At 63.6% G+C, this 25,432-nt stretch carries 18 protein-coding genes; 9 read left to right on the forward strand and 9 right to left on the reverse strand.

Annotation, left to right across the window (positions count from 1 at the left end):
- Positions 1-88: 88 nt before the first annotated feature.
- The 6 genes from cls to dapC form a co-directional block, all read right to left on the reverse strand.
- The gene (cls, locus tag GH665_RS08010) at positions 89-1,528 is read right to left on the reverse strand and encodes a cardiolipin synthase (RefSeq protein ID WP_153135403.1); all 1,440 of its coding nucleotides are present in this window, start codon (positions 1,526-1,528) and stop codon (positions 89-91) included.
- Positions 1,529-1,721: 193 nt separating this feature from the next.
- Complete coding sequence (gene prmB / locus GH665_RS08015; RefSeq protein WP_153135404.1) at positions 1,722-2,606, reverse strand: 50S ribosomal protein L3 N(5)-glutamine methyltransferase; 885 nt, start codon at positions 2,604-2,606, stop codon at positions 1,722-1,724.
- A 16-nt stretch (positions 2,607-2,622) separates the two neighbouring features.
- Positions 2,623-3,762, reverse strand: a complete 1,140-nt coding sequence (dapE, locus tag GH665_RS08020) for a succinyl-diaminopimelate desuccinylase (protein WP_153135405.1) — start codon at positions 3,760-3,762, stop codon at positions 2,623-2,625.
- Between the two features lie 139 nt (positions 3,763-3,901).
- Positions 3,902-4,267 (reverse strand): ArsC family reductase, encoded by a 366-nt coding sequence (locus tag GH665_RS08025; RefSeq protein ID WP_153135406.1) that lies wholly within the window; start codon positions 4,265-4,267, stop codon positions 3,902-3,904.
- Complete coding sequence (dapD, locus tag GH665_RS08030) at positions 4,267-5,094, reverse strand: 2,3,4,5-tetrahydropyridine-2,6-dicarboxylate N-succinyltransferase (protein ID WP_027213332.1); 828 nt, start codon at positions 5,092-5,094, stop codon at positions 4,267-4,269. Before dapD ends, GH665_RS08025 begins: the two co-directional genes overlap by 1 nt.
- An 82-nt stretch (positions 5,095-5,176) precedes the next feature.
- The gene (dapC, locus tag GH665_RS08035) at positions 5,177-6,394 is read right to left on the reverse strand and encodes a succinyldiaminopimelate transaminase (protein ID WP_153135407.1); all 1,218 of its coding nucleotides are present in this window, start codon (positions 6,392-6,394) and stop codon (positions 5,177-5,179) included.
- Between the two features lie 449 nt (positions 6,395-6,843).
- On the opposite strand from dapC, the gene GH665_RS08040 reads away from it, so the two are divergent.
- From GH665_RS08040 to def, 5 genes are all read left to right on the forward strand, one after another.
- Positions 6,844-7,830, forward strand: coding sequence for a DMT family transporter (locus GH665_RS08040; protein WP_153135408.1), 987 nt, complete (start codon positions 6,844-6,846; stop codon positions 7,828-7,830).
- Positions 7,831-7,979: 149 nt separating this feature from the next.
- Entirely contained in the window at positions 7,980-11,498 is a 3,519-nt protein-coding gene (smc, locus tag GH665_RS08045) for a chromosome segregation protein SMC (RefSeq protein WP_153135409.1), read from the forward strand.
- 117 nt (positions 11,499-11,615) lie between these two features.
- Positions 11,616-12,869, forward strand: a complete 1,254-nt coding sequence (locus tag GH665_RS08050) for a cell division protein ZipA C-terminal FtsZ-binding domain-containing protein (RefSeq protein ID WP_153135410.1) — start codon at positions 11,616-11,618, stop codon at positions 12,867-12,869.
- A 156-nt stretch (positions 12,870-13,025) separates the two neighbouring features.
- The gene (gene ligA, locus GH665_RS08055) at positions 13,026-15,092 is read left to right on the forward strand and encodes an NAD-dependent DNA ligase LigA (RefSeq protein WP_153135411.1); all 2,067 of its coding nucleotides are present in this window, start codon (positions 13,026-13,028) and stop codon (positions 15,090-15,092) included.
- Complete coding sequence (gene def, locus GH665_RS08060) at positions 15,089-15,622, forward strand: peptide deformylase (protein ID WP_028199377.1); 534 nt, start codon at positions 15,089-15,091, stop codon at positions 15,620-15,622. The genes ligA and def overlap by 4 nt, the downstream gene beginning before the upstream one ends.
- A gap of 158 nt (positions 15,623-15,780) precedes the next feature.
- Here def and GH665_RS08065 read toward each other — a convergent pair whose 3' ends face one another.
- The 3 genes from GH665_RS08065 to map are packed head-to-tail and all read right to left on the reverse strand — an operon-like array spanning position 15,781 to position 21,481.
- A complete protein-coding gene (locus GH665_RS08065; protein WP_153135412.1) occupies positions 15,781-18,054 on the reverse strand; it encodes a pseudouridine synthase in 2,274 nt (757 codons plus the stop codon).
- Between the two features lie 6 nt (positions 18,055-18,060).
- Positions 18,061-20,640, reverse strand: a complete 2,580-nt coding sequence (locus tag GH665_RS08070) for a [protein-PII] uridylyltransferase (protein WP_046568861.1) — start codon at positions 20,638-20,640, stop codon at positions 18,061-18,063.
- 31 nt (positions 20,641-20,671) lie between these two features.
- Positions 20,672-21,481 carry a type I methionyl aminopeptidase gene (gene map / locus GH665_RS08075; RefSeq protein WP_153135413.1) on the reverse strand — a complete coding sequence of 270 codons (810 nt, stop codon included), beginning with the start codon at positions 21,479-21,481 and terminating at the stop codon, positions 20,672-20,674.
- Between the two features lie 475 nt (positions 21,482-21,956).
- On the opposite strand from map, the gene rpsB reads away from it, so the two are divergent.
- From rpsB to frr, 4 genes are all read left to right on the forward strand, one after another.
- The gene (gene rpsB, locus GH665_RS08080) at positions 21,957-22,709 is read left to right on the forward strand and encodes a 30S ribosomal protein S2 (RefSeq protein ID WP_028199373.1); all 753 of its coding nucleotides are present in this window, start codon (positions 21,957-21,959) and stop codon (positions 22,707-22,709) included.
- Positions 22,710-22,901: 192 nt separating this feature from the next.
- Complete coding sequence (gene tsf / locus GH665_RS08085) at positions 22,902-23,783, forward strand: translation elongation factor Ts (RefSeq protein ID WP_153135414.1); 882 nt, start codon at positions 22,902-22,904, stop codon at positions 23,781-23,783.
- Positions 23,784-24,000: 217 nt separating this feature from the next.
- Positions 24,001-24,714 carry a UMP kinase gene (pyrH, locus tag GH665_RS08090; protein WP_028199371.1) on the forward strand — a complete coding sequence of 238 codons (714 nt, stop codon included), beginning with the start codon at positions 24,001-24,003 and terminating at the stop codon, positions 24,712-24,714.
- A gap of 100 nt (positions 24,715-24,814) precedes the next feature.
- Complete coding sequence (gene frr, locus GH665_RS08095; RefSeq protein ID WP_028199370.1) at positions 24,815-25,375, forward strand: ribosome recycling factor; 561 nt, start codon at positions 24,815-24,817, stop codon at positions 25,373-25,375.
- Positions 25,376-25,432: the final 57 nt, after the last annotated feature.

Genomic DNA, 25,432 nt, shown 5'->3' on the forward strand with positions numbered 1-25,432 from the left:
TTGAACACGGACTAAGCTGGAGCTGGAGACCGGGTACGAGCCGGCGCCTGGTGCCAGCGCCGGTCCCGCTGGCGCGGCAGCAGGGATGCTACAGAATCGGCGAGAACAACCGTGCCACGTGCATCAGCACGCGCCGCAGCGCGCTCGCATTGCGGTACTCGTTGCGGTCGATTTCGAGCGATTCTGCGAAGTCCTTGAGCAGCATCGCTTCGACTTCTTTGGCGAAGCCGCGGTCCACGGTCAGCACCATGATTTCGAAGTTCAGCCGGAACGAGCGGTTGTCGAGATTGGCGCTGCCGATTGCCGCCGCCACGCTGTCGATCAGCACGACCTTCTGATGCAGGAAGCCCGGCTGGTAGCGGAAGATGCGGATGCCCGCGCGCAGCGAATCGTAGGCATACAGTTTCGAAGCGGCGAACACCACGCGGTGATCGCGCCGGCACGGAATCAGAATGCGCACGTCCACACCGCGTAGCACGGCCAGTCGCAGCGCGGCGAATACGGCTTCGTCGGGCACGAGATAAGGGGTGGTAATCCAGATCCGCTCGCGCGCCGCATTGATCGCCTCGACGAAAAAGAGCGAACAGGTCTCCTGCTTGTCGGCCGGGCCGCTCGGCATGACGAGGCAGTGCATGCCCTCGTCGGCGGGCTGGGAGGCCGGCATGGCGAAATCGGGTAGCTGTTGGGTCGCCCAGTGCCAGTCTTCGGTGAACACAAACTGGATGCTGGCGACCGCCGGACCGCGCACTTCGATATGCGTATCGCGCCATGGCGACAATGGCGGCTTGCTGCCGAGATATTCGACGCCCACGTTGTGTCCGCCGACAAACGCGCGCTCGCCGTCCACCGAGACGATCTTGCGGTGATTGCGGAAGTTCAGCTGCAGGCGGTTGACGAAGCGGCGATTGGTGGCGAACGGGTGCGTTTCCACGCCGGCCGCGCGCAACGCCGCCACGTAGCGGTGGGGCAGATCGAAACTGCCGATGCTGTCGTACAGGAAGTAGACGCGCACGCCTTGCTGAGCTTTTGCGATCAGTGCGTCTTTGAGCATTTCGCCGAGCGCGTCGTCGCGCACGATGAAGAACTGCACGATCACGTAATGGCGAGCCCCTTCGATCGCTTCGAAGATGGCCTCGAAGGTTGCCGCGCCGTTCACGAGCGTGCGTACGGAATTGCCCGGCAGGAACGGCATGCCGCCCAGGCGCGTCAGCGAATGCACGAGCCGCGCGCCAAGTTCCTGGGTAGGCAACCCTGCGGAGGAAGCCTGCGTATCCCATACCTGAGGATGGGCGCGCGTGCGCAGCAATTCGTTTTCGATGCGACGAGCGTCCGCGTAGCCCTGAAACTTGCTGCGGCCGAGAAACAGATACGGCACCAGTGTCAGATACGGCATGGCGACCAGCGACACCGCCCATGCGATCGCGCCTTGCGAGGTCCGGGTGTACAGAATCGCGTGGCACGCGGCGACCAGCCCGAGAATGTGGGCGAGGGCGACCAGCGGGCCAATATGAAGCAGGTCGAATTGCATAGGCAGGTGAAGGGTTGGCAAAGCGCTGCCGCGGCTGCTCGATGGCGCCGCGCACAGCTGACCGGGCCCATCTTACCGAACGTGGGTGCGTTGGGGGGAGTGACTGACGTGCAACCCACGGGTAACCCACAAACGAAACGCGCGGCAGGCACCGATTGCCTGCCGCGCGTGTCGAGGATGCTGCAATAAAACGTCAGACTGGCAGATCCGCGGCCTGAATCAGGAATACGTTGTCGTCGCCGGCACTTGTCGACAGCCAGACCAGATCGAGGCCGCCGAATGCCGCTTCGACGTTCGCGCGCTCGTTACCGATCTCGACCACCAGCACGCCGTCGTCGGTCAGCCAGTTACGCGCTTCGGCGATGATCCGGCGCACGATATCCATGCCGTCCGCCCCGCCTGCCAAAGCCATGTCCGGCTCGTGCTTGTACTCGGCGGGCAGTTCCTGCATGGAAGCGGCGTTCACATACGGCGGATTGCTGATGATCACGTCGTAGCGGCGCTCGGCAAGCGGCGCGTACAGATCGCCTTCGAACAGGGCGACGCGGTCGTCGAGATGGTAGTCCGCGACGTTGCGTGTGGCGACTTCGAGAGCGGGGGCGGAGAGGTCGACCGCGTCGATATCCGCGTTCGGGAACGCATGCGCCGCAAGAATCGCAAGGCAGCCGGAGCCGGTGCACAGCTCCAGCACCGCGCCCACCTGCTCAGGATCTTCCACGTACGGTTGCAGGCCGTCCTGCAGCAATTCGCCGATGAACGAGCGCGGCACGATCACGCGTTCGTCCACGTAGAAGCGGAAGCCGTGCATCCACGCTTCCTGCGTGATGTAGGCCGCCGGCACGCGCTGGCCGGCGCGGCGCTCGATCACGTTCAGCACGGCGTCGATTTCGGCCGCGGAAAGACGTGCGTCGAGAAACGGCTCAAGCAGGTCGAGCGGCAGATGCAGTGTGTGCAGGATCAGATAAGCGGCTTCGTCGTAGGCGTTGGCCGAGCCGTGGCCGAACGACAACTCGGCCTGGTTGAAGCGCGAAACCGCGAAACGCAGCAGGTCGCGAACGGTGGAAAACGGGAGCGTCATCGCGGAAATTCCTTGGTCAGGCGATCAGTTGTTCGAGCACGCGGCGATACACGTTCTTCAGCGGCTCGATGTGTGCGACTTCGATATGTTCGTCGATCTTGTGGATGCTGGCGTTCAGCGGGCCGAATTCGATTACCTGCTCGCAGATGCGGGCAATGAAGCGGCCATCCGAGGTGCCGCCGGTGGTCGACAGTTCGGTCGTGACGCCGGTCTCGTCCTTGATCGCTTTGGCCAGCGCGTTTGACAGATCGCCGCGCGGCGTGAGGAATGGCAGGCCGCTCACGGTCCATTTCAAGTCGTATGCGAGACCGTGCCTGTCGAGGATCGCATGGACGCGAGCCTGCAGGCCTTCCACCGTGCTGGCCGTCGAGAAGCGGAAATTGAACATCACGTCTGCGTGGCCGGGAATCACGTTGGTCGCGCCGGTGCCGCTATGAATGTTCGAAACCTGCCAGGTGGTGGGCGGGAAATATTCGTTGCCGTCGTCCCAGCGTTCGGCAACCAGTTCGGCCAACGCGGGCGCGAGCAGGTGCACCGGGTTTTTCGCCAGATGCGGGTAGGCGATATGCCCTTGCACGCCCTTGACGATCAGCGTGCCCGACATCGAACCGCGCCGGCCATTCTTTACCATGTCGCCGAACTGCGCGCTCGAGGTCGGTTCGCCGACGATGCAGTAGTCCATGCGCTCGCCGCGTGCCTGCAGCGCCTCGACGACCTTGATGGTGCCGTCGGTGGCGGGGCCTTCTTCGTCGCTCGTAATCAGGAAGGCGATCGAGCCGCGATGCGCGGGGTGCGCCGCGACGAACTCCTCGCTTGCCACCACGAAGCCGGCAATCGACGTCTTCATGTCCGCCGCGCCGCGACCGTAGAGCTTGCCGTCACGATGGGTCGGCTCGAACGGCGCCGAGTGCCATTGTTCGAGCGGGCCGGTCGGCACGACGTCCGTGTGGCCGGCGAACGCGAGCAGCTTGCCACGCGTGCCGTCGACGCCACGTTTGACGGCCCACAGGTTGGTCACGCCGTTCGATTCGATCGTCTCGTGCTCGAAGCCGAGCGCGGACAGGCGTTCGATCAGCAGACGCTGGCAGTGCTGGTCATCAGGCGTCACAGAGGCGCGTGCGATCAGTTGTTCGGTAAGGGCGAGGGTGCCGGACATGGATTCAGTGCTAGCCACGTTGAAATGAAAAAATGCCGGCTGGCGGTTGGACACCGCAGCCGGCAACAGCTTTTAAGCGACGCGGCGAGGCCGCGTTTTACTGCCTGGTGCTGCCTGTTGCGTTTTCGATCTTCGCAAATCAGGCAAACAGCGCCGCGTATTCGTCCGCGGAGAAACCGAGCGACTTGACCTTGCCGTTGACCACCAGCACCGGCCGCTTGATCACCGACGGCTTGTGGATCATCAACGCGATCGCACCCGATTGCGTGTCCGCCGCCGCCTTCATATCGTCGGACAGGCCGCGCCAGGTCGTGCCGCGACGGTTCAGCAGCGCGTCGAGTTTCACGTCCTTCAGCCAGTCCTGAACCAGCGGCTCGGTCACGCCGTGTTTCTTGAAGTCGTGGAATTCGAACTCGACGTTATGCTCTTCGAGCCACACACGGGCCTTCTTCACGGTGTCGCAGTTCGGGATGCCATAGACGACAGTTTTGGTGCCGCGTGCCATCAATCGCCTCGCAGCAGCTCGTTCAGGCCGACCTTCGCACGGGTCTTGGCGTCGACCTTCTTGACGATCACCGCGCAGTAGAGGCTGTGCGAACCGTCCTTCGACGGCAGGTTGCCCGCCACCACCACGGAGCCCGCCGGGATGCGGCCGTACGTAACTTCGCCGGTTTCGCGGTCGTAAATCTTGGTGCTTTGGCCCAGATAGACGCCCATCGAGATCACCGAGTTTTCTTCGACGATCACGCCTTCCACCACTTCCGAACGCGCGCCGATGAAGCAGTTGTCTTCGATGATGACCGGGTTGGCCTGCAGCGGCTCCAGCACGCCGCCAATGCCCACGCCACCCGACAGGTGGACGTTCTTGCCGATCTGCGCGCACGAGCCGACGGTCGCCCACGTGTCGACCATCGTGCCTTCGTCCACGTAGGCGCCGATGTTGGTGTACGACGGCATCAGCACGACGTTCTTCGCGATGAACGAACCGCGGCGCGCGATGGCGGGCGGCACCACGCGGAAGCCGCCGGCGGCGAAGTCTTCAGCGGTGTAGTTGGCGAACTTCGACGGCACCTTGTCGTAGAACTGGGAGTAGCCGCCGGCCGGCATCGGCGCGTTATCTTCCAGACGGAACGACAGCAGAACGGCTTTCTTCAGCCATTGATTGACGACCCAGTCGCCATCCTTCTTTTCGGCCACGCGCAGCGCGCCCTTGTCCAATTGCTCGATGGCGTGGGCGACGGCTTCGCGCACGTCGGCCGGAGCGGCCTTCGGCGACAGTTCGGCGCGGTTTTCCCAGGCGGTATCAATGATCTGCTGAAGTTGTTGCGACATATGCGTGCTTTTCTGAAGAGTTGAAGTCTGAAGAAGGGAGTGCGGTGCGCGGGGTTGCCGAATATGAAAATTCGCGAAAAACTCAACCCGCGAGCGCGCGGCAAAAATCGACGATCCGTTGTGCGCCTTGCGTGCATTCGTCGACATCGGCGACGAGCGCGAGGCGCACGAAATTGCGGCCGGGGTTCACACCGTGCGCGGTGCGCGCGAGGAATGAGCCCGGCAGAACCGTCACATTATAGTCGGCGTAGAGGCGCTGGGCGAACACGGTGTCCGACAGGCCCGTGCGCGAGACGTCCGTCCACAGGTAGAACGCGGCGTCCGGCAGACGTACGTCGAGCACCTCGGCGAGCATCGGCGTCACAGTGGAAAACTTCTGCACGTACTTCACGCGGTTCTCGCGCACGTGCGTTTCGTCATTCCAGGCCGCGATGCTGGCATTCTGGAACACGGTGGACAAGGCCGCGCCGTGGTATGTCCGGTATAGCAGGAAGTCTTTCAGGAGCGCCGCGTCGCCAGCCACGAAGCCCGAGCGCATGCCCGGTACGTTCGAGCGCTTGGACAGGCTCGAGAGCATCACGAGGCGCTCGAAGCCGCGGCCGAGCTGGTGGGCCGCCTGCAGGCCGCCGAGCGGCGGATTGGCTTCGTCGAAGTAGATTTCCGAGTAGCACTCGTCGGACGCGATCACAAAGCCGTAGCGGTCCGACAGCGCGAACAGTTCGCGCCAGTCGTCCAGCGTGAGCACCGCACCCGTGGGATTGCCCGGCGAGCAGACGTACAGCAGCTGCGTGCGCGCCCAGATGTCGGCCGGCACCGCCGAATAGTCGCAGGCGAAGTTGCGCGCCGGGTCGCTATTCACGAAGTACGGCTGCGCGCCGGCGAGAATCGCCGCGCCTTCATAGATTTGGTAGAACGGGTTCGGACAGAGTACGATCGCAGGCTCACCGTCGGCGCCGCGCTTCGGGTCGATGACCGTTTGTGCGAGCGCAAATAGCGCCTCGCGCGAACCGGACACCGGCAGCACCTGAGTGGCCGGATCGACCGGCGGCAGGTTGTAGCGCTGCGTCACCCATTTGGCGATCGACTCGCGCAGTGCCGGCGAACCGATGGTGGCCGGATACGCCGACAAACCGCCGAGCGAGGCAATCACCGCGTCGCGAATCAGCGCGGGCGTGGGATGTTTCGGTTCGCCGATGCCGAAGCTGATGTGCGCGAGGCCGGCCGGCGGCGTGACTTCACTAAAAAGCGCGCGCAGCTTTTCGAACGGGTAGGGCTGAAGGGAGTCGAGTAGCGGGTTCACTGGGCGGATCGAGCCTGATCGAGGATGGTCGCAGACGGATGCTGGGAGAGGCTGGGCACGCGCGCTGACCGCAAATGCGTGAATGACGCAAAAAGGATGGCAGCGGCGGCGAGTGGATGATTATAGCGTGGCGCGCCGCCCTTCGCGGGCTGCAGGGCGCCGCGGCGCAGGCAGGTCGCGCAATCGGTGTACAGGATGTTGAAAAGCGGTAGAACCCGCCAGGCAGCGCAGGCATGCGACGCAGCGGGAACGACGCGAACCGCGGACGGTTCGCGAAAAAAGAAAGCAGGAGCAGCAATGGTCGTAGCAGCAACGGGGACACTCGGACGAAGCGGGCGCAACGCCGCCGCCGTCAGCAGACTCGGCAACGCCGGCAACACCGGCAAAATGGCCCGTAACGCCTTACGCAGCAAGCCCTACGGCCCCCACAGCCATGAGGGGCTCGCACCATGAGCAACTGGCTTCGCAATGGCTGGCCGACGCTCGCGATCATGCTGGGCGCCTCGGTGTGGGGGATGATCTGGTACCCGCTGCGCATGCTCAATGCGCTTGGCGTGACCGGCACGGCCGCAAGCGCGCTCACGAGTGCAGCCGGTTGCCTGTTCGTTCTGCTGGTCCGTTACCGCGCGCTCAGGACCGTGCGCTGGCACTGGCTGCTGCCGGCTCTCGCGCTGGCCGCGGGCGTGACCAATCTCGGCTTCGTGTGGGGCTCGATCCACGGCGAGGTCATGCGCGTCCTGCTGCTGTTCTATCTCACCCCGGCCTGGACCGCGCTCTTTGCGCACTTCATCCTGCATGAACGCCTGACCTGGGCGGGCGCCGGCCTCGCCGCGCTGTCGCTGGCCGGGGCGATGACCATGCTGTGGTCGCCGCAACTGGGCATTCCGGTGCCCGGCAACCTCGCCGAATGGGCAGGCCTGGCGGGCGGTATGGGCTTCGCGATGAGCAACGTGCTGATCCTCAAGACGAGCCGTGTGCTGCCTGAGATGAAGCCGGAAATGCGCACCGCGACGATCTTCGGCGGCGCGGCGATTTTCAGCGCCTGCGCCTCGTTGTTCGAGGCGATGCCCGCGCCACCCACCGGCGCGCATCTCGGCACGGCCGCGCTGTTAGTGCTCGGCCTCGGTTTTCTGCTCGCATCGAACAATATGCTCGTGCAGTATGGACTCTCGCGGGTGCCGGCCAACCGGGCCTCGATCATCATGCTGTTCGAGATCGTGGTGACGGCCTTGTCGGCGTGGCTGTTCGCCGGCGAGACGCCGGGTCCGCGCGAATGGGCCGGTGGCGTGTGCATCGTGCTGGCCTCGGCGCTCTCAAGCTGGGTGCACCGGACCAAGGCATTGCCAGCCGAGCCGGCCAATCAGGACGCGGGTCTCGACACCAACGGCAGCGCCGACCGTAAGGACGGTAAGAACCGCTCGCGCGCGATGGTATGATTGCCCCTCATTAGCCGGCGCACGCTTCATCGCGTGCGCCTGGCGCCCGTATCGCGGAGTTTCGCGGGCCGTTTCGCAGCATCGGCGAACGGCTGACGCGGCCTTCACGAGCCACCTTTTATTTTCCCTTTTCAAACAGCGAAATCGCCGTGCGTCTGACCTCGATCAAACTCGCTGGCTTCAAGTCATTCGTCGATCCCACGCATTTCCAGGTTCCGGGCCAGCTTGTTGGCGTGGTCGGGCCGAATGGGTGCGGCAAGTCCAATATCATCGACGCCGTGCGCTGGGTGCTCGGCGAATCGCGCGCTTCCGAGCTGCGCGGCGAGTCGATGCAGGACGTGATCTTCAATGGCTCGACCGCGCGCAAGCCCGGTAGCCGCGCCAGCGTCGAACTCGTGTTCGACAACGCCGACGGCCGTGCCGCCGGGCAGTGGGGCCAGTATGCCGAAATCGCCGTGAAGCGCGTGCTCACGCGCGACGGCACTTCGAGCTACTACATCAACAATCTGCCGGCGCGCCGCCGCGACATTCAGGACATCTTCCTCGGTACGGGTCTCGGGCCGCGGGCATACGCGATCATCGGGCAGGGCATGATCGCTCGCCTGATCGAGGCGAAGCCGGAAGAACTGCGCGTGTTCCTCGAAGAAGCCGCGGGCGTCTCGAAGTACAAGGAACGCCGCCGCGAAACCGAGAACCGCCTGCACGACACGCGCGAGAATCTGACGCGGGTCGAAGACATCGTCCGCGAACTGGGGGCAAACCTCGAGAAGCTGGAAGCGCAGGCGATTGTCGCGACCAAATACAAGGACTTGCAGGCCGACGGCGAAGAGAAGCAGCGTCTGTTGTGGCTGTTGCGCAAGAACGAAGCCGGCGGTGAGCAGGAACGCCAGCAACGCGCGATCGAACAGGCGCAGATCGACCTCGAGGCGCAAACCGCGAAGTTGCGCGAAGTCGAAGCGCAACTCGAAACGCTGCGTGTCGCGCATTACTCCGCCAGCGACGCGATGCAGGGCGCGCAAGGGGCGTTATACGAGGCGAATGCCGAAGTCAGCCGCCTTGAAGCCGAGATCAAGTTCATCGTCGAATCGCGCAACCGCGTGCAGGCGCAGATCGCGGCGTTGACCGCGCAGCGTGAGCAGTGGCAGTCGCAAGCCCAGAAGGCCCAGGACGATCTCGAAGACGCCGAAGAACAACTGGCCGTTGCCGAAGAAAAGGCCGTGCTGGCCGAAGACGAGGCCGCCGCCAAGCACGATGCGATGCCGGCGCTCGAAGCGCGCTGGCGTGATGCGCAGACCGAACTGAACGCCGAGCGCGGCGGTATCGCGCAGACGGAACAGGCGCTGAAGCTCGAAGCCGCGCATCAGCGCAATGCGGATCAGCAATTGCAGCAGTTGCAGCAGCGTCACGAGCGGCTGAAATCGGAAGCGGGCGGCCTCGACGCGCCCGACGAAGCGCAGCTCGAAGAACTGCGCATGCAGCTCGCCGAGCACGAAGAAATCCTGCATGACGCGCAAACCCGTCTCACCGACGCGCAGGAAACGCTGCCGCGTCTCGACGGCGAACGGCGCGCCGCCCAGGAGCGCGTGCAGTCGGAAAGCGCCCAGATTCATCAGCTCGACGCACGCCTTGCCGCGCTCAAGCAACTGCAGGAAAACGTCCAGACCGAAGGCAAGATCCAGCCGTGGCTTGAAAAGCACGAGCTGAGCGGCCTGCCGCGTCTGTGGAAGAAGCTGCACGTCGAGGCGGGCTGGGAAGCCGCGCTTGAAGCCGTACTGCGCGAGCGGCTCGCCGCGCTGGAAGTGTCGAACCTGGACTGGGTCAAGGCGTTCGCCACCGACGCGCCACCGGCCAAGCTCGCGTTCTATGCGCCGCCCGCAGCCGGTCAGCCGGTTGCTGCGCCGCCGGCCTTGCGTCCGCTGCTGTCGCTGGTTCGTATCGACGATGCAGGCATTCGCGCCGTCCTGAACGACTGGCTCGGCCTCGCTTTCGTCGCCGACGATCTGCAGCAGGCGCTCGCCATGCGCGCGCAATTGCCGGAAGGCGGTTCGTTCGTCGTGAAGGCCGGCCACGTGGTGACGCGGGTCGGCGTCCAGTTGTATGCCGCCGATTCCGAACAGGCCGGCATGCTGGCCCGTCAGCAGGAAATCGAAAACCTGGCGCGTCAGGTGCGTGCGCAAGCCCTGCTCGCCGATGAGGCGAAGGCCGCCGCGATTCGCGCTGAAGCGGCGCACACGCAAGCTGCACAAGCGTTGACCGACGTGCGTCAGCAGTCGGAGCGCGCGACGCAGCGGGTGCACGCCTTGCAGATGGACGTGCTCAAGCTCGCGCAAGCGCATGAGCGCTACACGCAGCGCAGCACGCAAATCCGTGAAGAACTCGAAGAAATCACCGGGCAGATCGAAGAGCAGCGCGCCTTGCGTGGCGAATCGGAAGCGAATTTCGAGCGTCACGACTCCGAACTGGCCGAATTGCAGGCACGTTTCGAAGACCACCAACTGGCTTTCGAAGCACTCGACGAAACGCTTACCGCGGCGCGCGCTCAGGCGCGCGATCTCGATCGGGGCGCCACCGACGCGCGCTTCGCCGCGCGCAATATGGCGAACCGCATCGACGAATTGAAGCGCAGCATCCAGGTCTCGCACGAGCAGAGCGAACGCGTCGCCGCGTCGCTGGAAGATGCGCGCGCCGAGCTGGAAACGATCAACGAGCAAACCGCGCATACCGGCTTGCAAGACGCGCTCGACATCCGCGCGGTCAAGGAAGAAGCGCTGCATGCCGCGCGTCTCGAACTGGACGATCTGACGGCCAAGCTGCGTGCCGCCGACGAAACGCGTCTCACCGCCGAGCGCGCGCTGCAACCGCTGCGCGACCGCATCAACGAATTGCAGTTGAAGGAACAGGCCGCGCGCCTGAACGGCGAGCAGTTCATCGAGCAACTGGCCGCGGCCGGCGTCGACGAAGCCGAGTTGCAGGCCAAGCTCACGCCGGACATGAAGCCGTCCTACCTGCAAGGCGAAGTGACGCGGATCAACAACGCGATTACCGCGCTTGGGCCGGTCAACATGGCCGCGCTTGATGAGCTGAAGACGGCGACCGAGCGCAAGACGTTCCTCGATTCGCAATCGGCTGACCTGAACAACGCGATCGAAACGCTGGAAGACGCGATCCGCAAGATCGACGGCGAAACGCGCACGCTGCTGCAAGGCACTTTCGACGAAGTGAACCGTCATTTCGGCGAACTGTTCCCGCGTCTCTTTGGCGGTGGCCAGGCGAGGCTGATCATGACCGGCGACGAAATTCTCGACGCCGGCGTGCAGGTGATGGCGCAACCGCCGGGCAAGAAGAATTCGACGATTCACCTGCTGTCGGGCGGCGAGAAGGCCTTGACCGCCACCGCGCTGGTGTTCGCGATGTTCCAGCTGAATCCTGCGCCGTTCTGTCTGCTCGACGAAGTGGACGCGCCGCTCGACGACGCCAACACGGAACGTTTCGCGAACCTCGTGCGCGCGATGTCGGACAAGACGCAGTTTCTGTTCATTTCGCACAACAAGATCGCGATGGAAATGGCGCAGCAACTGATCGGCGTGACCATGCAGGAGCAGGGTGTGTCGCGCATCGTCGCGGTGGACATGGAAACGGCGGCTGGTTTCGCCCAGAATATCGTTTAAGTTTTCGGTTAGGTTGATCATCGCGGGTGCCCGCGTTCAGCGCAGCGGCCGGTGGCCGCGCGACACGTGGAGCGGGCGCATAGCCGCGCAGACAGAAGAATTGCTGATGGAGCATGCATGGACGAGTTGACACTCGGTTTGATCGGCGCGGGTGCCGTGGTGGTCGGGGGCGTGGTCGTGTACAACGCATGGCAAAGCGCGAAGGTGCGTCGCAAGATGCCGCGTCCGATGCCGGCCGATACCGCCGAAAGTTTCGCGCGAGACGATCAGGAAGAGCAGAGCCCGTTTATCGAACCGGCCCGGCCGACCACGCGGCGCGAACCGGTAGTGGGCTCGGAACCGGCGGCGGACACCGCGGCGGCGCGCGTCGAGCCGACGTTTGGCGCTACTGCCGCGCCGCTCGATACGCCGGCCGATATTCAGGCGGAGACAACGACGCCGAACGGCTTTCCGGAAGCGGAAGGCATTGCGCAAGCCGAAAGTGGCCACGCGGCGAATGCCGACGAGCCGGTCGAGCCGATCCTGCCCGCTGCCACGACCATTTCGTCGGCGCCGCCGGCTATCGTCGATCGGCGCATCGACTGTATCGTGCCAATTCGTCTGAACGGCCCGGTGGCCGGCGACAAGGTGATTCCGCTCGCGCAGCGTCTACGCCGTGCCGGCAGCAAGCCCGTGCATATCGAAGGCAAGCTCGAAGGCGGCACATGGGAATTGCTGCAAAACGGTGCACGCTACGAAGAGTTGCGCGCGGCCGCGCAACTGGCCAATCGGAGTGGCGCGCTCAACGAACTGGAATTCTCGGAGTTCGTGACCGGCGTGCAGCAGTTTGCCGACGCGCTCGATGCGTCGCCGGAATTTCCCGACATGCTCGAAACAGTTGCCATGGCGCGTGAGCTCGACGGTTTCGCCGCGCAGTGCGATGCACAACTGTCGATCAACGTACTATCCGACGGCGCGCCCTGGTCGGCCAACTATGTGCAAGCGGTCGCGTCGCAGGACGGTTTGCTGCTCTCGCGCGACGGCACGCGCTTTGTCAAGCTTGACGCGAAGCAGAGCCCGGTGTTCATGCTGCAATTCGGCGATACCAATTTCCTGCGCGACGACCTGACCTATAAGGGCGGCCAGATGATCACGCTGGTGCTCGACGTGCCGGTCGCGGACGAAGACATTCTGCCGTTCCGCCTGATGTGCGACTACGCGAAATCGCTGGCTGAGCGGATCGGTGGCCGGGTGGTCGACGACGGGCGCCGTCCGCTGCCGGAAACCGCGTTGCTGGCGATCGAAAAGCAGTTGATGACGCTCTACGCGAAGCTTGAACAGGCGGGTATCCCGGCAGGTTCGCCGGCCACCCGGCGTTTGTTCAGCCAGTAAGGCGTCTCGCAGCAACCCTGCAGTATTCAACGGCCGCACGATGTGCGGCCGTTGGCGTTTTGGGCTAATCCAAAACTGGCCATTCGGCCGATGTAAAGGGGCACGCTTCCTGCGATAATCCAATGTCTGAATTCCTTTGAAGAAGCTTCCGACAGCATGGCCCGAACCCCCGCCTCAAACCCTGCAACCAGCGCTCCCGCAGAGCGGGCCGCGTGGCTGCGCGCGGAACTTGAACGCGCCAATTACGCGTACTACGTGCTCGACCAGCCGGACCTGCCGGACGCGGAATACGACAAGCTTTTCAAGGAACTGGAGCAAATCGAGGCCCAGCATCCGGACCTGATCGTGCCGGATTCACCCACCCAGCGCGTGGGTGGCGAGGCGTCAAGCGGCTTCGAGCCGGTTGTGCACGATCAACCCATGCTTTCGCTCAACAACGGTTTCGCGGACGAAGACATCGTCGCGTTCGACAAGCGCGTCGGCGACGCGCTCGGCAAGAATGCGAGCGAACCGCCGGTGCCGGTGGATTACGCGGCTGAGTTGAAGTTCGACGGCCTGGCCATTTCGCTGCGTTACGTCGACGGCGTGTTCGTCCAGGCGTCCACGCGCGGCGACGGCACCACCGGCGAGAATGTTACCCAGAACATCCGCACGATCCGTTCCATTCCGCTCAAGCTCAAAGGTAAGCGCATCCCGCACGTGCTCGACGTGCGTGGCGAAGTACTCATGTTCAAGCGCGATTTTGAGCGTCTGAACGAGCGCCAGCGGGCTGCGGAGCAGAAGGAGTTCGCCAATCCGCGTAACGCTGCCGCCGGCAGCTTGCGGCAGCTCGATTCCAAGATCACGGCGCAGCGGCCGCTGTCGTTTTTCGCTTATGGAATCGGCGTACTCGAGGGGTTCGAGATGCCGGCCACCCATAGCGAACTGCTCGATTGGTACAAGGAACTCGGCTTGCCGGTGAATGGCGAGCGGGCGGTGGTGCAAGGCGCCGAAGGTTTGCTGAAGTTTTTCCACTCGGTGGGCGAGAAGCGCGACGCGCTGCCTTACGATATCGACGGCGTCGTGTACAAGGTCAACCGGCGCGATGAACAGGACGTGCTCGGCTTCGTGTCGCGGGCGCCCCGTTTCGCCTTGGCTCATAAATTTCCTGCCCAGGAAGCGCTGACCACACTCCTCGCGATCGACGTGCAGGTCGGCCGTACCGGCGCGATTACGCCGGTTGCGCGGCTGGAACCGGTGTTCGTCGGCGGCGCGACGGTAACGAACGCCACGTTGCACAATGAAGATGAAGTGCGCCGCAAGGATATTCGCATTGGCGACACGGTCATCGTGCGGCGGGCCGGCGACGTGATTCCCGAGGTGGTGGGTGCGCTGCTCGACCGCCGCCCGGACGATGCCCGCGAGTTTGTCATGCCCACCCATTGCCCGGTGTGCGGTTCGAGCATCGAACGGCTGCCGGACGAGACGATTGCGCGCTGTACGGGCGGCTTGTTCTGTCCGGCGCAGCGCAAGCAGGCTTTGTGGCATTTTGCGCAGCGGCGCGCGCTGGATATCGACGGGCTCGGTGAAAAGATCATCGATCAACTTGTCGAGCAGAATCTGGTGCGGACGCCGGCCGATCTGTTCAACGTTGGCTTCGCGACACTTGCCGAACTCGACCGCTTCGCCGAAAAGTCCGCGCAGAATCTGCTCGACTCGCTCGAGAAAGCCAAGCACACCACGTTGGCGCGCTTTATTTACGCACTCGGTATCCGCCATGTGGGTGAATCGACGGCGAAAGATCTGGCCAAACATTTCGGTTCGCTGACTCCGATCATGGATGCCTCGGTCGAAGAATTGCTTGAGGTGAACGACGTGGGCCCTGTGGTGGCCGAGTCGATTCATCGGTTCTTTGCCGAAGAACACAACCGCACGGTAATCGAGCAACTCCGTGCGCCGGGCAAGGTCACATGGCCGGAGGGACCGCCTGCACCCAGGGCGCCGCAAGGCGTACTGGCCGGCAAGACGGTCGTATTGACCGGTACCTTGCCCACGCTCGCCCGCGAAGAGGCGAAAGAAATGCTCGAAGCGGCCGGCGCGAAGGTGGCCGGCTCGGTGTCGAAGAAAACGGACTACGTGGTAGCGGGGGCCGAAGCGGGCAGCAAATTGGCGAAAGCCGAGGAACTCGGTATCCCGGTACTCGACGAAGATGGTATGCGTAAGCTCCTGGAGGGGCAGTTATGATCCGCGAAATTCTTAAGATGGGCGATCCGCGCCTTTTGCAAATTGCCGATCCGGTCGATCACTTCGACACCCCCGAGTTGCATGAGCTCATCAAGGACATGTTCGAGACCATGCACGACGCGAACGGCGCGGGGCTCGCCGCGCCGCAGATCGGCGTGAATCTGCAGGTCGTGATCTTCGGCTTCGGGCACAATGAACGCTATCCGGATGCGCCGCCGGTGCCTGAGACGGTGCTGATCAACCCGACCATTACGCCGGTGTCGCTGGACATGGAAGAGGGCTGGGAGGGCTGTCTGTCCGTACCGGGTTTGCGGGGCGCGGTGAGCCGGTTTTCGATGATCAAGTACCACGGCTTCGATCAGTACGGCAAACCGATCGATCGCGTCGCCGAAGGTTTTCATGCGCGCGTCGTGCAACATGAATGCGACCACCTGATCGGCAAGCTGTACCCGATGCGGATCAACGATTTCGCGAAGTTCGGCTTCACTGAAGTCCTGTTTCCGGATATGGACCCGAATAGCGACGACTGACGCTGTTTCATGACTCGCAACCCGTCCGCAATGACCGCTTTGCTGCGGGTCTTGCGGGAAACAAAAAACCCACGCCGCGGCGTGGGTTTTTTGTTGGGCAAACGTCACGGTGCGGGCACCGTGGTTCTTTTGCTGTTTTGAGCGTCAAGCTTCCAGCATCAGAACGACTCGTCCGCCGACAGATAGCGCCATTGTCCCGGCGGGAGTGCGCCCAGCATCACCCGGCCCATTCGCACGCGCTTCAGACCGATCACTTCGAGGCCAACCAGTTCGCACATCCGGCGGATCTGGCGCTTCTTGCCTTCGCGCAACACGAAACGCAGTTGCTCGCCGTTTTGCCAGCTGACCTGTGCAGGCTTCAACGGCACGTCGTCGAGCGAGAGGCCGTGACGCAATAGCGCGAGGCTTTCCGGTGGGAAATGGCTTTCGACGTCGGTGGTGTGTTCGCCGAACGACACGCGCACCAGATATTCCTTGTCGATTTCCGAATGGCCGCCGATCAGTTGCTTGGCGATGCGGCCGTCCTGCGTCAGCACCAGCAGGCCTGTCGAATCGATGTCCAGACGTCCGGCCGGCGCAAGTTGGCGCAGATGCGCGACCGAGAAGCGGATGTCGGAGCGGTCGCCTTCCCAACGATTTTCCGGCGTCACCAGGGTGATTGCCGGCTGGTAGCCGTCTTCCGCCTGACCGGAGACGAAGCCCACGGTCTTGTGGATCAGGACCGTTACCTGGCTCGCCTGCGCCGCTTCGGCGGCAGGGTCGATCTCGATGCGCTGGTCCGGACGAACCTTGGTGCCGAGCGTGTCGACCCGCTCGCCGTCGACCAGCACCCAGCCTTTTTCGATCCACTCGTCGGCTTCGCGACGCGAGCACAGGCCGAGTTCCGACATCAGCTTGGAAAGGCGCAGGGTGCCCGGTGCGTCTTCGTAATCGCGACGCGGGATGCGCGGGGCGGCATCGGTGTCGCGTTCGGTTCTGGCTGCAGGCGCCGGGCCGCGCGGCTTGTCGGCGCGCGCGGGGCGCGTGTCGTCGCCAAAGCGGCGGCCGGCGGCCGGCAGTGTTTTATCGAAGCTGCGAGCCGGGCGTTCGCCTCGGTCACTACGTTCGCTGCGGTCGCCGGCACGAGCAGGACGATCGCCGAATTCCCGCTTGGCCGGTGCGCGTTCGCCGCGGTCGTCGCGCGGTGCGCGTGCGGGACGGTCCGTGCGGTCACCGTAGCCGCTTTTGACGGGCTTCGCGAAAGTGCGCTCGCCACGCTCGGACGAACCACGCTCGCTTTCAAAACGGCGCGGAGCGCTATCGCTGCGCGGCCCGCGTTCGCCGCCACGGCGTTCCTGCGGGGCGCCACGATCGCTGCCGAAACGGGGGCGATCCGAGGCGTCGCGCGCCGGACGCTCGCCACGTGGTCCGCCTTCCGACGGACGGCCTGCGCCCGGACGCGGGCCACTGAACGAGCGGCGTTCGCCGTCGTCACGGCGCGGGGCGCGGCTGCCTTCGAAACTGCGGGGCGCGCGTTCGCTGCGATCTGCGCCGCCTTCGAAGCGCCGGGGTGCGCCCTGGCTGCGTTCGCCGTCAGCGCGACGCGGAGCACGTTCGCTACGATCGCCACCACCTTCAAACCTGCGGGGCGCACGCTCGCCGTCGTCACGACGGGGACCACGGTCGCCGCCGCCTTCAAATCGACGCGGTGCGCCTTGAGGGCGTTCGCCGTCAGCGCGACGCGGAGCACGTTCGCTACGATCGCCACCACCTTCAAACCTGCGGGGCGCACGCTCACCGTCGTCACGACGGGGACCACGGTCGCCGCCGCCTTCAAATCGACGCGGTGCGCCTTGAGGGCGTTCGCCGTCAGCGCGACGCGGCGCCCGTTCGCTGCGATCGGCACCACCTTCAAACTTACGGGGCGCACGCTCACCGTCGTCACGACGGGGACCACGGTCGCCGCCGCCTTCAAACCGGCGCGGTGAGCCTTGGCTGCGTTCACCTTCAGCGCGACGCGGAGCCCGTTCGCTACGATCGCCACCACCTTCAAACTTACGGGGCGCACGCTCGCCATCGTCCCGACGCGGCGCGCGATCGCCGCCACCCTCGAAGCGGCGCGGCGCGCCGCCGGCTCCTTCGCGTCGCGGCGGCCGATCCGACGGTGCCCGGCGCGCAGCGCCGGCGCCACCTGCATCCCGCTCGCGGGAAAACGATCCTTCAGCCTGTGGCGCACGCGCGCCAGCGCCTGCCGGCTTGCCTGCGCCGGTAGGCCGCTTGCCGCCCGCTGCGCCGACGCCTTCACCCCGTGCCCCGTTAAACCCGGCTGTCGGTGTAGACGGCCTTGGTCCGCTCGGACGCGTCGGCTTACGTGCCGAGGTGCTTCCGGTACGGACAGGGGCGCGTTCGGACGAAGCCGGCCGCGGGTGCTTGGCTGTTAATTTGACTCGCATGAAATCTCACACTGCAATCGCGCGCAGCAGTTCGGTCTCGACCTGAATTTGCAGCCGGTTGTCCGACAGACCGTGTCCATCCAGCAGGAACACGTCTTCGACACGTTCGCCGAGCGTATTGATCCGCGCCGACGCAACGCCGACCCGGTGCTCGGCCAGCACGCGCGCGATTGAATAAAGAAGGCCTGGCCGGTCGTTCGCAGACACGGACAGGATGTAATATTGGCCGCGCTCGTCGGCCCGAAGATCGACGCGCGGCGTGACAGGGAAGGTCCGCGACAGCCGCGACAAACGGCCTTTCGACGGTCCCGGTAGCAGGGTGCCGTCACCGGTGAGGCGTGCGGTCAGTTCCTGTTCGACCAGATTGGCAATATCGCGATAATGCACGTCTTCTTCGGTATGCGCGACGAGGAAATTATCGAGCGCGTACCCGTGACGGGTTGTGCTGACCCGCGCATCGAGCACCGACAAGCCATTGCGGTCGAAATACGCACAAATACCGGCGAACAGATCGGGCTGGTCCTTCACATAGACCAGCACCTGAAGCGCTTCGCCGATCGGCGACGGACGTGCCCGCACGATCGGTGTCGCGGTCTCCACGTGCCGGTACAGCACGCGGGTCTGCCAGGCAATGTCCGCCGCGTCGTGGCGCAGGAAGTAGCCGATGTCCAGCTTGTCCCACAGCGCCTTTTGCGCACCTTCCGGCACGGTTTCCAGGCGCAGCAGGGCCAACGCTTCTTCCTGACGCGACTTCAACTCGGAGTGCGCGTCAGGCCGCGCGCCGCCGAGCACCGCCAGGGTCGTGCGGTAGAGGTCCTCGAGCAGCTTGCCCTTCCACGTGTTCCAGACTTTCGGGCTGGTGCCGCGAATGTCGGCCACGGTCAGCAGGTAAAGCGCGGTCAGCCGGCGTTCGTTGCCGACCAGTTCGGCAAAGCGCTTGATGACTTCGGGGTCGCTCGTGTCCTGTTTTTGCGCAACCTGGCTCATGGTCAGATGCTGCTGGACCAGCCAGACGACCAGTTCGCCGTCCTCGCCCTCGATGCCGTGGCTACGGCAGAAGCGCCGCGCGTCGGCCATGCCGAGCGTGGAATGGTCGCCGCCACGGCCCTTGGCGATATCGTGAAACAGCGCCGCCACGTACAGGACCCACGGCCGGTCGAAATTGGCGATCAACTGGCTGCAGAACGGATATTCGTGCGCGTGCTCGGCTACCGCGAAGCGGCGCAGATTGCGCAACACCATAAGGATGTGCTGATCGACCGTGTACACGTGATACAGGTCGTGCTGCATCTGCCCGACAATGCGCCGGAAGTTCAGCAGATAGCGTCCGAGCACGCTGGTCTGGTTCATCAGGCGCAGCGCATGCGTGATGCCGGCCGGCTGCTTCAGGATGTCCATGAACAGGCGCCGGTTTTCCGGATCGCGCCGCCAATGCTGGTCCATCACGTCGCGCGCGTTGTAGATCGCGCGCAGCGTGCGCGCCGACAAACCCTTCACGCCCGGCGTCTGTTCGTAGAGCAGGAAAGCTTCGAGGATCGCGTTCGGCTCGCGCTGGAATACGTCGTCGCTGGCGATTTCCAGCATGCCCTGCTTCTCGACGAAACGGTCTGACAGCACGCGCGTGATGCCGCTCGTGCTGGGGAACAACTGCGCTTCGATGTTCTGGATCAGGATGGTGGCGAGCTGCGTGACCGCCTTGGCGGCCCAGTAATAGCGGCGCATCAGCTGTTCGCTGGCGCGCTTGGTGGCCGTCGGCTTGTAGCCGAAGCTTTCGGCGACCGGCGTTTGCAGATCGAACACCAGAATGTCCTGGCGGCGCCCGGCGATCACATGCAGCCGGGCACGCAGCGTTTTCAGGAAACCTTCGTTGCGGCGCAGTTCGCGCGCTTCACGCTCGGTGATCAGGCCGCGTGCTTCGAGCTCGCGCCAGCTGCTGCCGAAACCGGCCGCTTGTGTGATCCACAGGATCAGTTGCAGGTCGCGCAGGCCGCCCGGACTTTCCTTGATGTTCGGTTCGAGGGAATACGGCGTGTCCTGAAACTTGGCGTGCCGCTGCCGCATTTCCAGCACTTTGGCCTGGAAGAACGCGCGCGGGTCGAGAGCTTCGCGGTAGCGCTTTGCAAAGTCGTCGAAGAGCGTGGCGCTCCCCGTAATGCGCCGTGCTTCCAGCAGCGAGGTGCGCACGGTGACGTCGTTGGCCGCTTCTTCGATACATTGCGCCACGCTGCGCACGCTGCTGCCGAGTTCGAGCCCCAAATCCCACGCGAGACTGATAAAGCGCTCGATGCGCGCCGCGAGATGCTCGATCGGCGCGTCGGGCAGCAGGACCAGAATGTCGATGTCGGAGTGGGGCGCGAGTTCGCCGCGCCCGTAACCGCCCACGGCCAGCAGCGCCAGTTCGGGCGGCAGTTCGCAGGTGTTCCAGGCGGCGCGTAGCGATTCGTCGGTGGCGCGCGAGAGCGCGGCCATCAGCGAGTCGACGTTGGAGGCGGTCTTGAAGCGTTCCAGCAACTGGGCTTTGGCCACTTTATAGTCTGCCTTGAGCGACGTGGCGTGGGACTGGGCGACGGCTGGAACACTACTCATTGGCAGATGGGCGGGTGAGGTCGGAAGTCGGTCAGGCCGTGGCTGCGACAACCGGCGGACGCGCGGGCGTGCCGGCCGAGACAGTCAGCACGTCGTAGCCGGTTTCGGTGACGAGCACGGTGTGTTCCCACTGTGCCGACAGGCTGCGGTCCTTGGTTTTGACGGTCCACTGGTCCGGCATGGTACGGATGTCGCGCCGGCCGGCGTTGATCATCGGTTCGATCGTGAAGATCATGCCGGTTTGCAGTTCCAGCCCGGTGCCGGGACGGCCGTAGTGAAGGATCTGTGGGTCTTCGTGAAACACCGTGCCGATGCCGTGGCCGCAATATTCGCGCACCACGCTGTAGCCTTGCCCCTCGGCGTGCTTCTGGATGGCGTAACCGATATCGCCGAGATGGGCGCCTGGGCGCACCTGGTCGATGCCGAGCCACATGCATTCGAAGGTGGTCTGCACAAGGCGTTTGGCCATGATCGAGCCTTCGCCGACGATGAACATCCGGCTGGTGTCGCCGAAATAGCCTTCCTTGATCACCGTGATGTCGATGTTCAGCGCGTCGCCGTTCTTAAGTGTCTTGTCGCCCGGAATGCCGTGGCAGATCACGTCGTTGACCGAAATACAGGTGGCTTTCGGGTAGGGCGGGTAGCCGGGCGGCTGATAATTCAGCGGCGCCGGGACCGTTCCCTGGGCCTGGAGCATATATTCGTGACACAACCGGTCGAGTTCGCCGGTCGTGACGCCGGCTGTAACGAACGGCGTAATGTAGTCGAGCACTTCGCTAGCGAGTTTGCAGGCGACGCGCATCTGCGCGATATCGTGTTCGTTTTTGAGCGTAATAGCCATGAGTCGGGCCTGAAATGCAATTTATTGCAAGATTATCGCACCATATTCCACCTGCCGCAGGGTTTTGCGAGCAGGGTGGTGCCTTTGCTTCCGTGTTCGCGGCTGATTGCGAATGGCTTTCTGGGGCGGCCGTGAGCGCCTAGGTGCAACCGCCTACGGCAAACAGGAGCTACCACGCGGGTTGAGTCAGCCGATAGTCGCGTGCTATAATCTTTGGCTAAGTCGATCTCTGTCTTATTTCGTTGATGTATCGCTGTTCTAATGCTAATGGGCAGTGGGCGAAACGCAAGTTGGCAGAAATGGCTTCACGTGGCGATAGTTGCCTGCGCTACGGGATAGGGCAGTACCAAGGCAGCAGACTCGCAAGCCGGCGCACCCAGGGTGTCTGCCGCGTTCAGCCAGAAAGTGCATGGGCACAATGGCGGCGCGGCCGATACGGCAGCCGGCTTAAGACCCAACCCTCGCGGAGATTTTCATGGCAGTTACCATGCGTCAAATGCTGGAAGCCGGTGTCCACTTCGGTCACCAAACGCGCTTCTGGAACCCGAAGATGGCCCCCTTCATTTTCGGTCATCGCAACAAGATTCACATTATCAACCTCGAAAAGACGCTGCCGATGTACAACGACGCGCTGAAGTACGCGCGTCAACTGGCAGCGAATCGCGGCACGATCCTGTTCGTCGGCACGAAGCGTCAATCGCGCGACACGATCGCTGAAGAGGCACAACGCGCTGGCATGCCGTTCGTCAACGCACGCTGGCTCGGCGGCATGCTGACCAACTTCAAGACGCTGAAGGTCTCGATCAAGCGCCTGAAAGACATGGAAGCAGCGCTGGAAGCGGGCGAAACCGAACGCATGAGCAAGAAAGAAGCGCTCCTGTTCGAACGCGAAATGGCCAAGCTGCAAAAGTCGATCGGCGGCGTGAAGGACATGGGTGGTATTCCGGACGCGATCTTCGTGGTCGACGTCGGCTACCACAAGATTGCCGTGACCGAAGCTAACAAGCTCGGCATTCCGGTCATCGCCGTGGTCGACACGAACCACTCGCCGGAAGGCATCGACTACGTGATCCCGGGTAACGACGACGCTTCGAAGGCTGTCGCTCTGTACACGGCTGGCGTGGCTGACGCGATCCTGGAAGGCCGTGCTAACGCGGTCAACGAAGTGGTGCAGGCTGCCCGTGGCGGTGACGGCGACGAGTTCGTCGAGGTCAACGGGGAAGCGTAAAGCTACCCCGTGTCCGGCAAAAAAGGGGGCTTTCTACAGGCCCCCTTTTTTTAAGCCGCGACAAAGTAGTGGTGTGCTGTGAGCAGTGCCCAAACGTAGTCCGTAAAAAATACGTGCAACGTTGAAACGAATTCTTGCCGCCGGTATCGAAGTCCGGGCGGCGTGTGACAGACGGAACTCAAGGAGCAAATGATGGCGGCAATTACCGCAAGCATGGTTGCAGAACTGCGCGCAAAGACTGACGCGCCGATGATGGAATGCAAGAAAGCGCTGACGGAAGCCGAAGGCGACATGGCGCGCGCTGAAGAGCTGCTGCGCGTGAAGCTTGGCAACAAGGCCAGCAAGGCGGCATCGCGCGTGACGGCTGAAGGCGTGGTCGCATCGTTCATCGGCGGCAACGCGGGTTCGCTGGTCGAACTGAACTGCGAAACCGACTTCGTTTCCAAGAACGACGACTTCCTGGCTTTCTCGAAGACGATCGCCGAGCTGGTCGCTGCGCAAAACCCGGCTGACGTCGCTGCGCTGTCGGCACTGCCGCTGGACGGCTCGACGGTCGACGCCGTGCGTCTCGCGCTGGTCGGCAAGATCGGTGAAAACCTGTCGATCCGCCGTTTTGTGCGTTTCGAAACGTCGAACAAGCTGGCAGCGTACCTGCACGGCACCCGCATCGGCGTGCTGGTCGAGTACACCGGCGCGGACGAGCAGGTCGGCAAGGACGTGGCCATGCACATCGCTGCAATGAAGCCGGTCTCGCTGTCGTCGGACGACGTGCCGGCGGATCTGATCGCCAAGGAGCGCAGCATTGCTGAGCAGAAGGCTGCCGAATCGGGCAAGCCGGCTGAAATCGTCGCCAAGATGGTCGACGGCAGCGTGCAGAAGTACCTGAAGGAAGTCTCGCTGCTGAACCAGACGTTCGTTAAGAACGACAAGCAGACGATCGAGCAGATGCTGAAGGCTGGCAACGCGAGCGTGCAGAAGTTCGCGCTGTTCGTGGTCGGCGAAGGCATCGAGAAGAAGCAGGATGACTTCGCAGCCGAAGTGGCGGCTCAAGTCGCTGCTGCAAAGCAGCAATAAGTATCGCTTAAGCTTCAGTTAGTACCGTTGGACCCGCGGCGGAGCAAGACTTTGCCGCGGTCGGCGGCGCCGCAAGGCTGCGCGCGGGTGACCCTCGTGGCGCACGCCGCTGGCGAACCCCAGGGTTCGTCAATTTGGCGGCGCTTGCCCGAATCAGTATTTCACCCCTACATTAGTCCCTTGTTGTTGCCCTGTTCTGCGCGATCTGGATACCCCTATGCCCACAGCCTATAAACGCGTCCTGCTCAAACTCTCCGGTGAAGCTCTGATGGGCGACGATGCCTTCGGCATCAATCGCGCGACCATCGAACGAATGGTAGCGGACGTGGCCGAAGTGGTCCGTCTCGGAACGCAGCTGGCCGTGGTGATCGGCGGCGGCAATATTTTCCGCGGCGTCGCGGGCGGCGCGGCCGGTATGGATCGCGCCACGGCTGACTACATGGGCATGCTGGCCACCATGATGAATGCGCTGGCCCTGCAGGACGCGATGCGCCACGCCGGTATCGAAGCGCGCGTGCAATCCGCGCTGCGCATGGACCAGGTGGTCGAGCCGTACATCCGGCCCCGTGCGATTCGCCAGCTCGAAGAAGGCAAAGTCGTGATTTTCGCGGCCGGCACCGGCAATCCGTTCTTCACGACGGATACGGCGGCTGCGCTGCGCGGTTCGGAAGTCGGCGCGGAAGTCGTGCTGAAGGCCACCAAGGTGGACGGCGTCTATTCGGCTGATCCGAAGAAAGACCCGAGTGCGACCCGTTACGCCACGATCAGCTTCGACGAGGCAATCGGCCGCAATCTGCAGGTGATGGACGCCACGGCGTTCGCGCTGTGCCGCGACCAGAAGCTGCCGATCCGGGTATTTTCGATCGTCAAACCGGGCGCGCTCAAGCGCATCGTACTCGGCGAGGACGAGGGCACCCTCGTCCACGTGTAAACTCTCGTTCACATAACGTGGGCTTTAACGCGAGCCCAGGCCGCCGCATCATGCGCGCGCTGGCCGGCTCGCACCGTTTTGAAGGTTCGGAGGTTTAAAAATGTCTGTGGCTGATATCAGGAAGGGCGCTGAACAAAAGATGCAGCGTTCCATCGACGCGTTCAAGAACGACCTGTCGAAGATCCGCACGGGCCGTGCGCATACGGGCCTGCTCGATCACATCCAGTGTGATTACTACGGTTCGCCGGTGCCGATTTCGCAGGTTGCGAACCTGACGTTGATCGACGCTCGCACGATCGGCGTGCAGCCGTGGGAAAAGAAGATGGTCCAGGTCGTCGAAAAGGCGATCCGCGAGTCGGACCTCGGTCTGAACCCGGCGACCCAGGGCGACGTGATCCGCGTACCGATGCCCGCGCTGACCGAAGAACGCCGTCGCGAATTGACCAAAGTGGTCAAGAGCGAAGCGGAGACGGCCAAGGTCGCGATTCGTAACCTGCGCCGTGATGCAAACGAGCAACTGAAAAAGCTCGTGAAGGACAAGGAAATTTCGGAAGACGACGAACGCCGTGCAGGTGATGACGTTCAGAAGCTGACGGACAAGTTCGTCACGGAAATCGACAAACTCGTAGTGACCAAAGAAGCCGAGATCATGACGGTCTGAGGCCGGTTGGCTCAGCACCTTCAGGGTTTCCACTTCTTTTTTTGCAGTCACTGTCCC

Source organism: Paraburkholderia agricolaris (assembly GCF_009455635.1).
Classification (GTDB): domain Bacteria; phylum Pseudomonadota; class Gammaproteobacteria; order Burkholderiales; family Burkholderiaceae; genus Paraburkholderia; species Paraburkholderia agricolaris.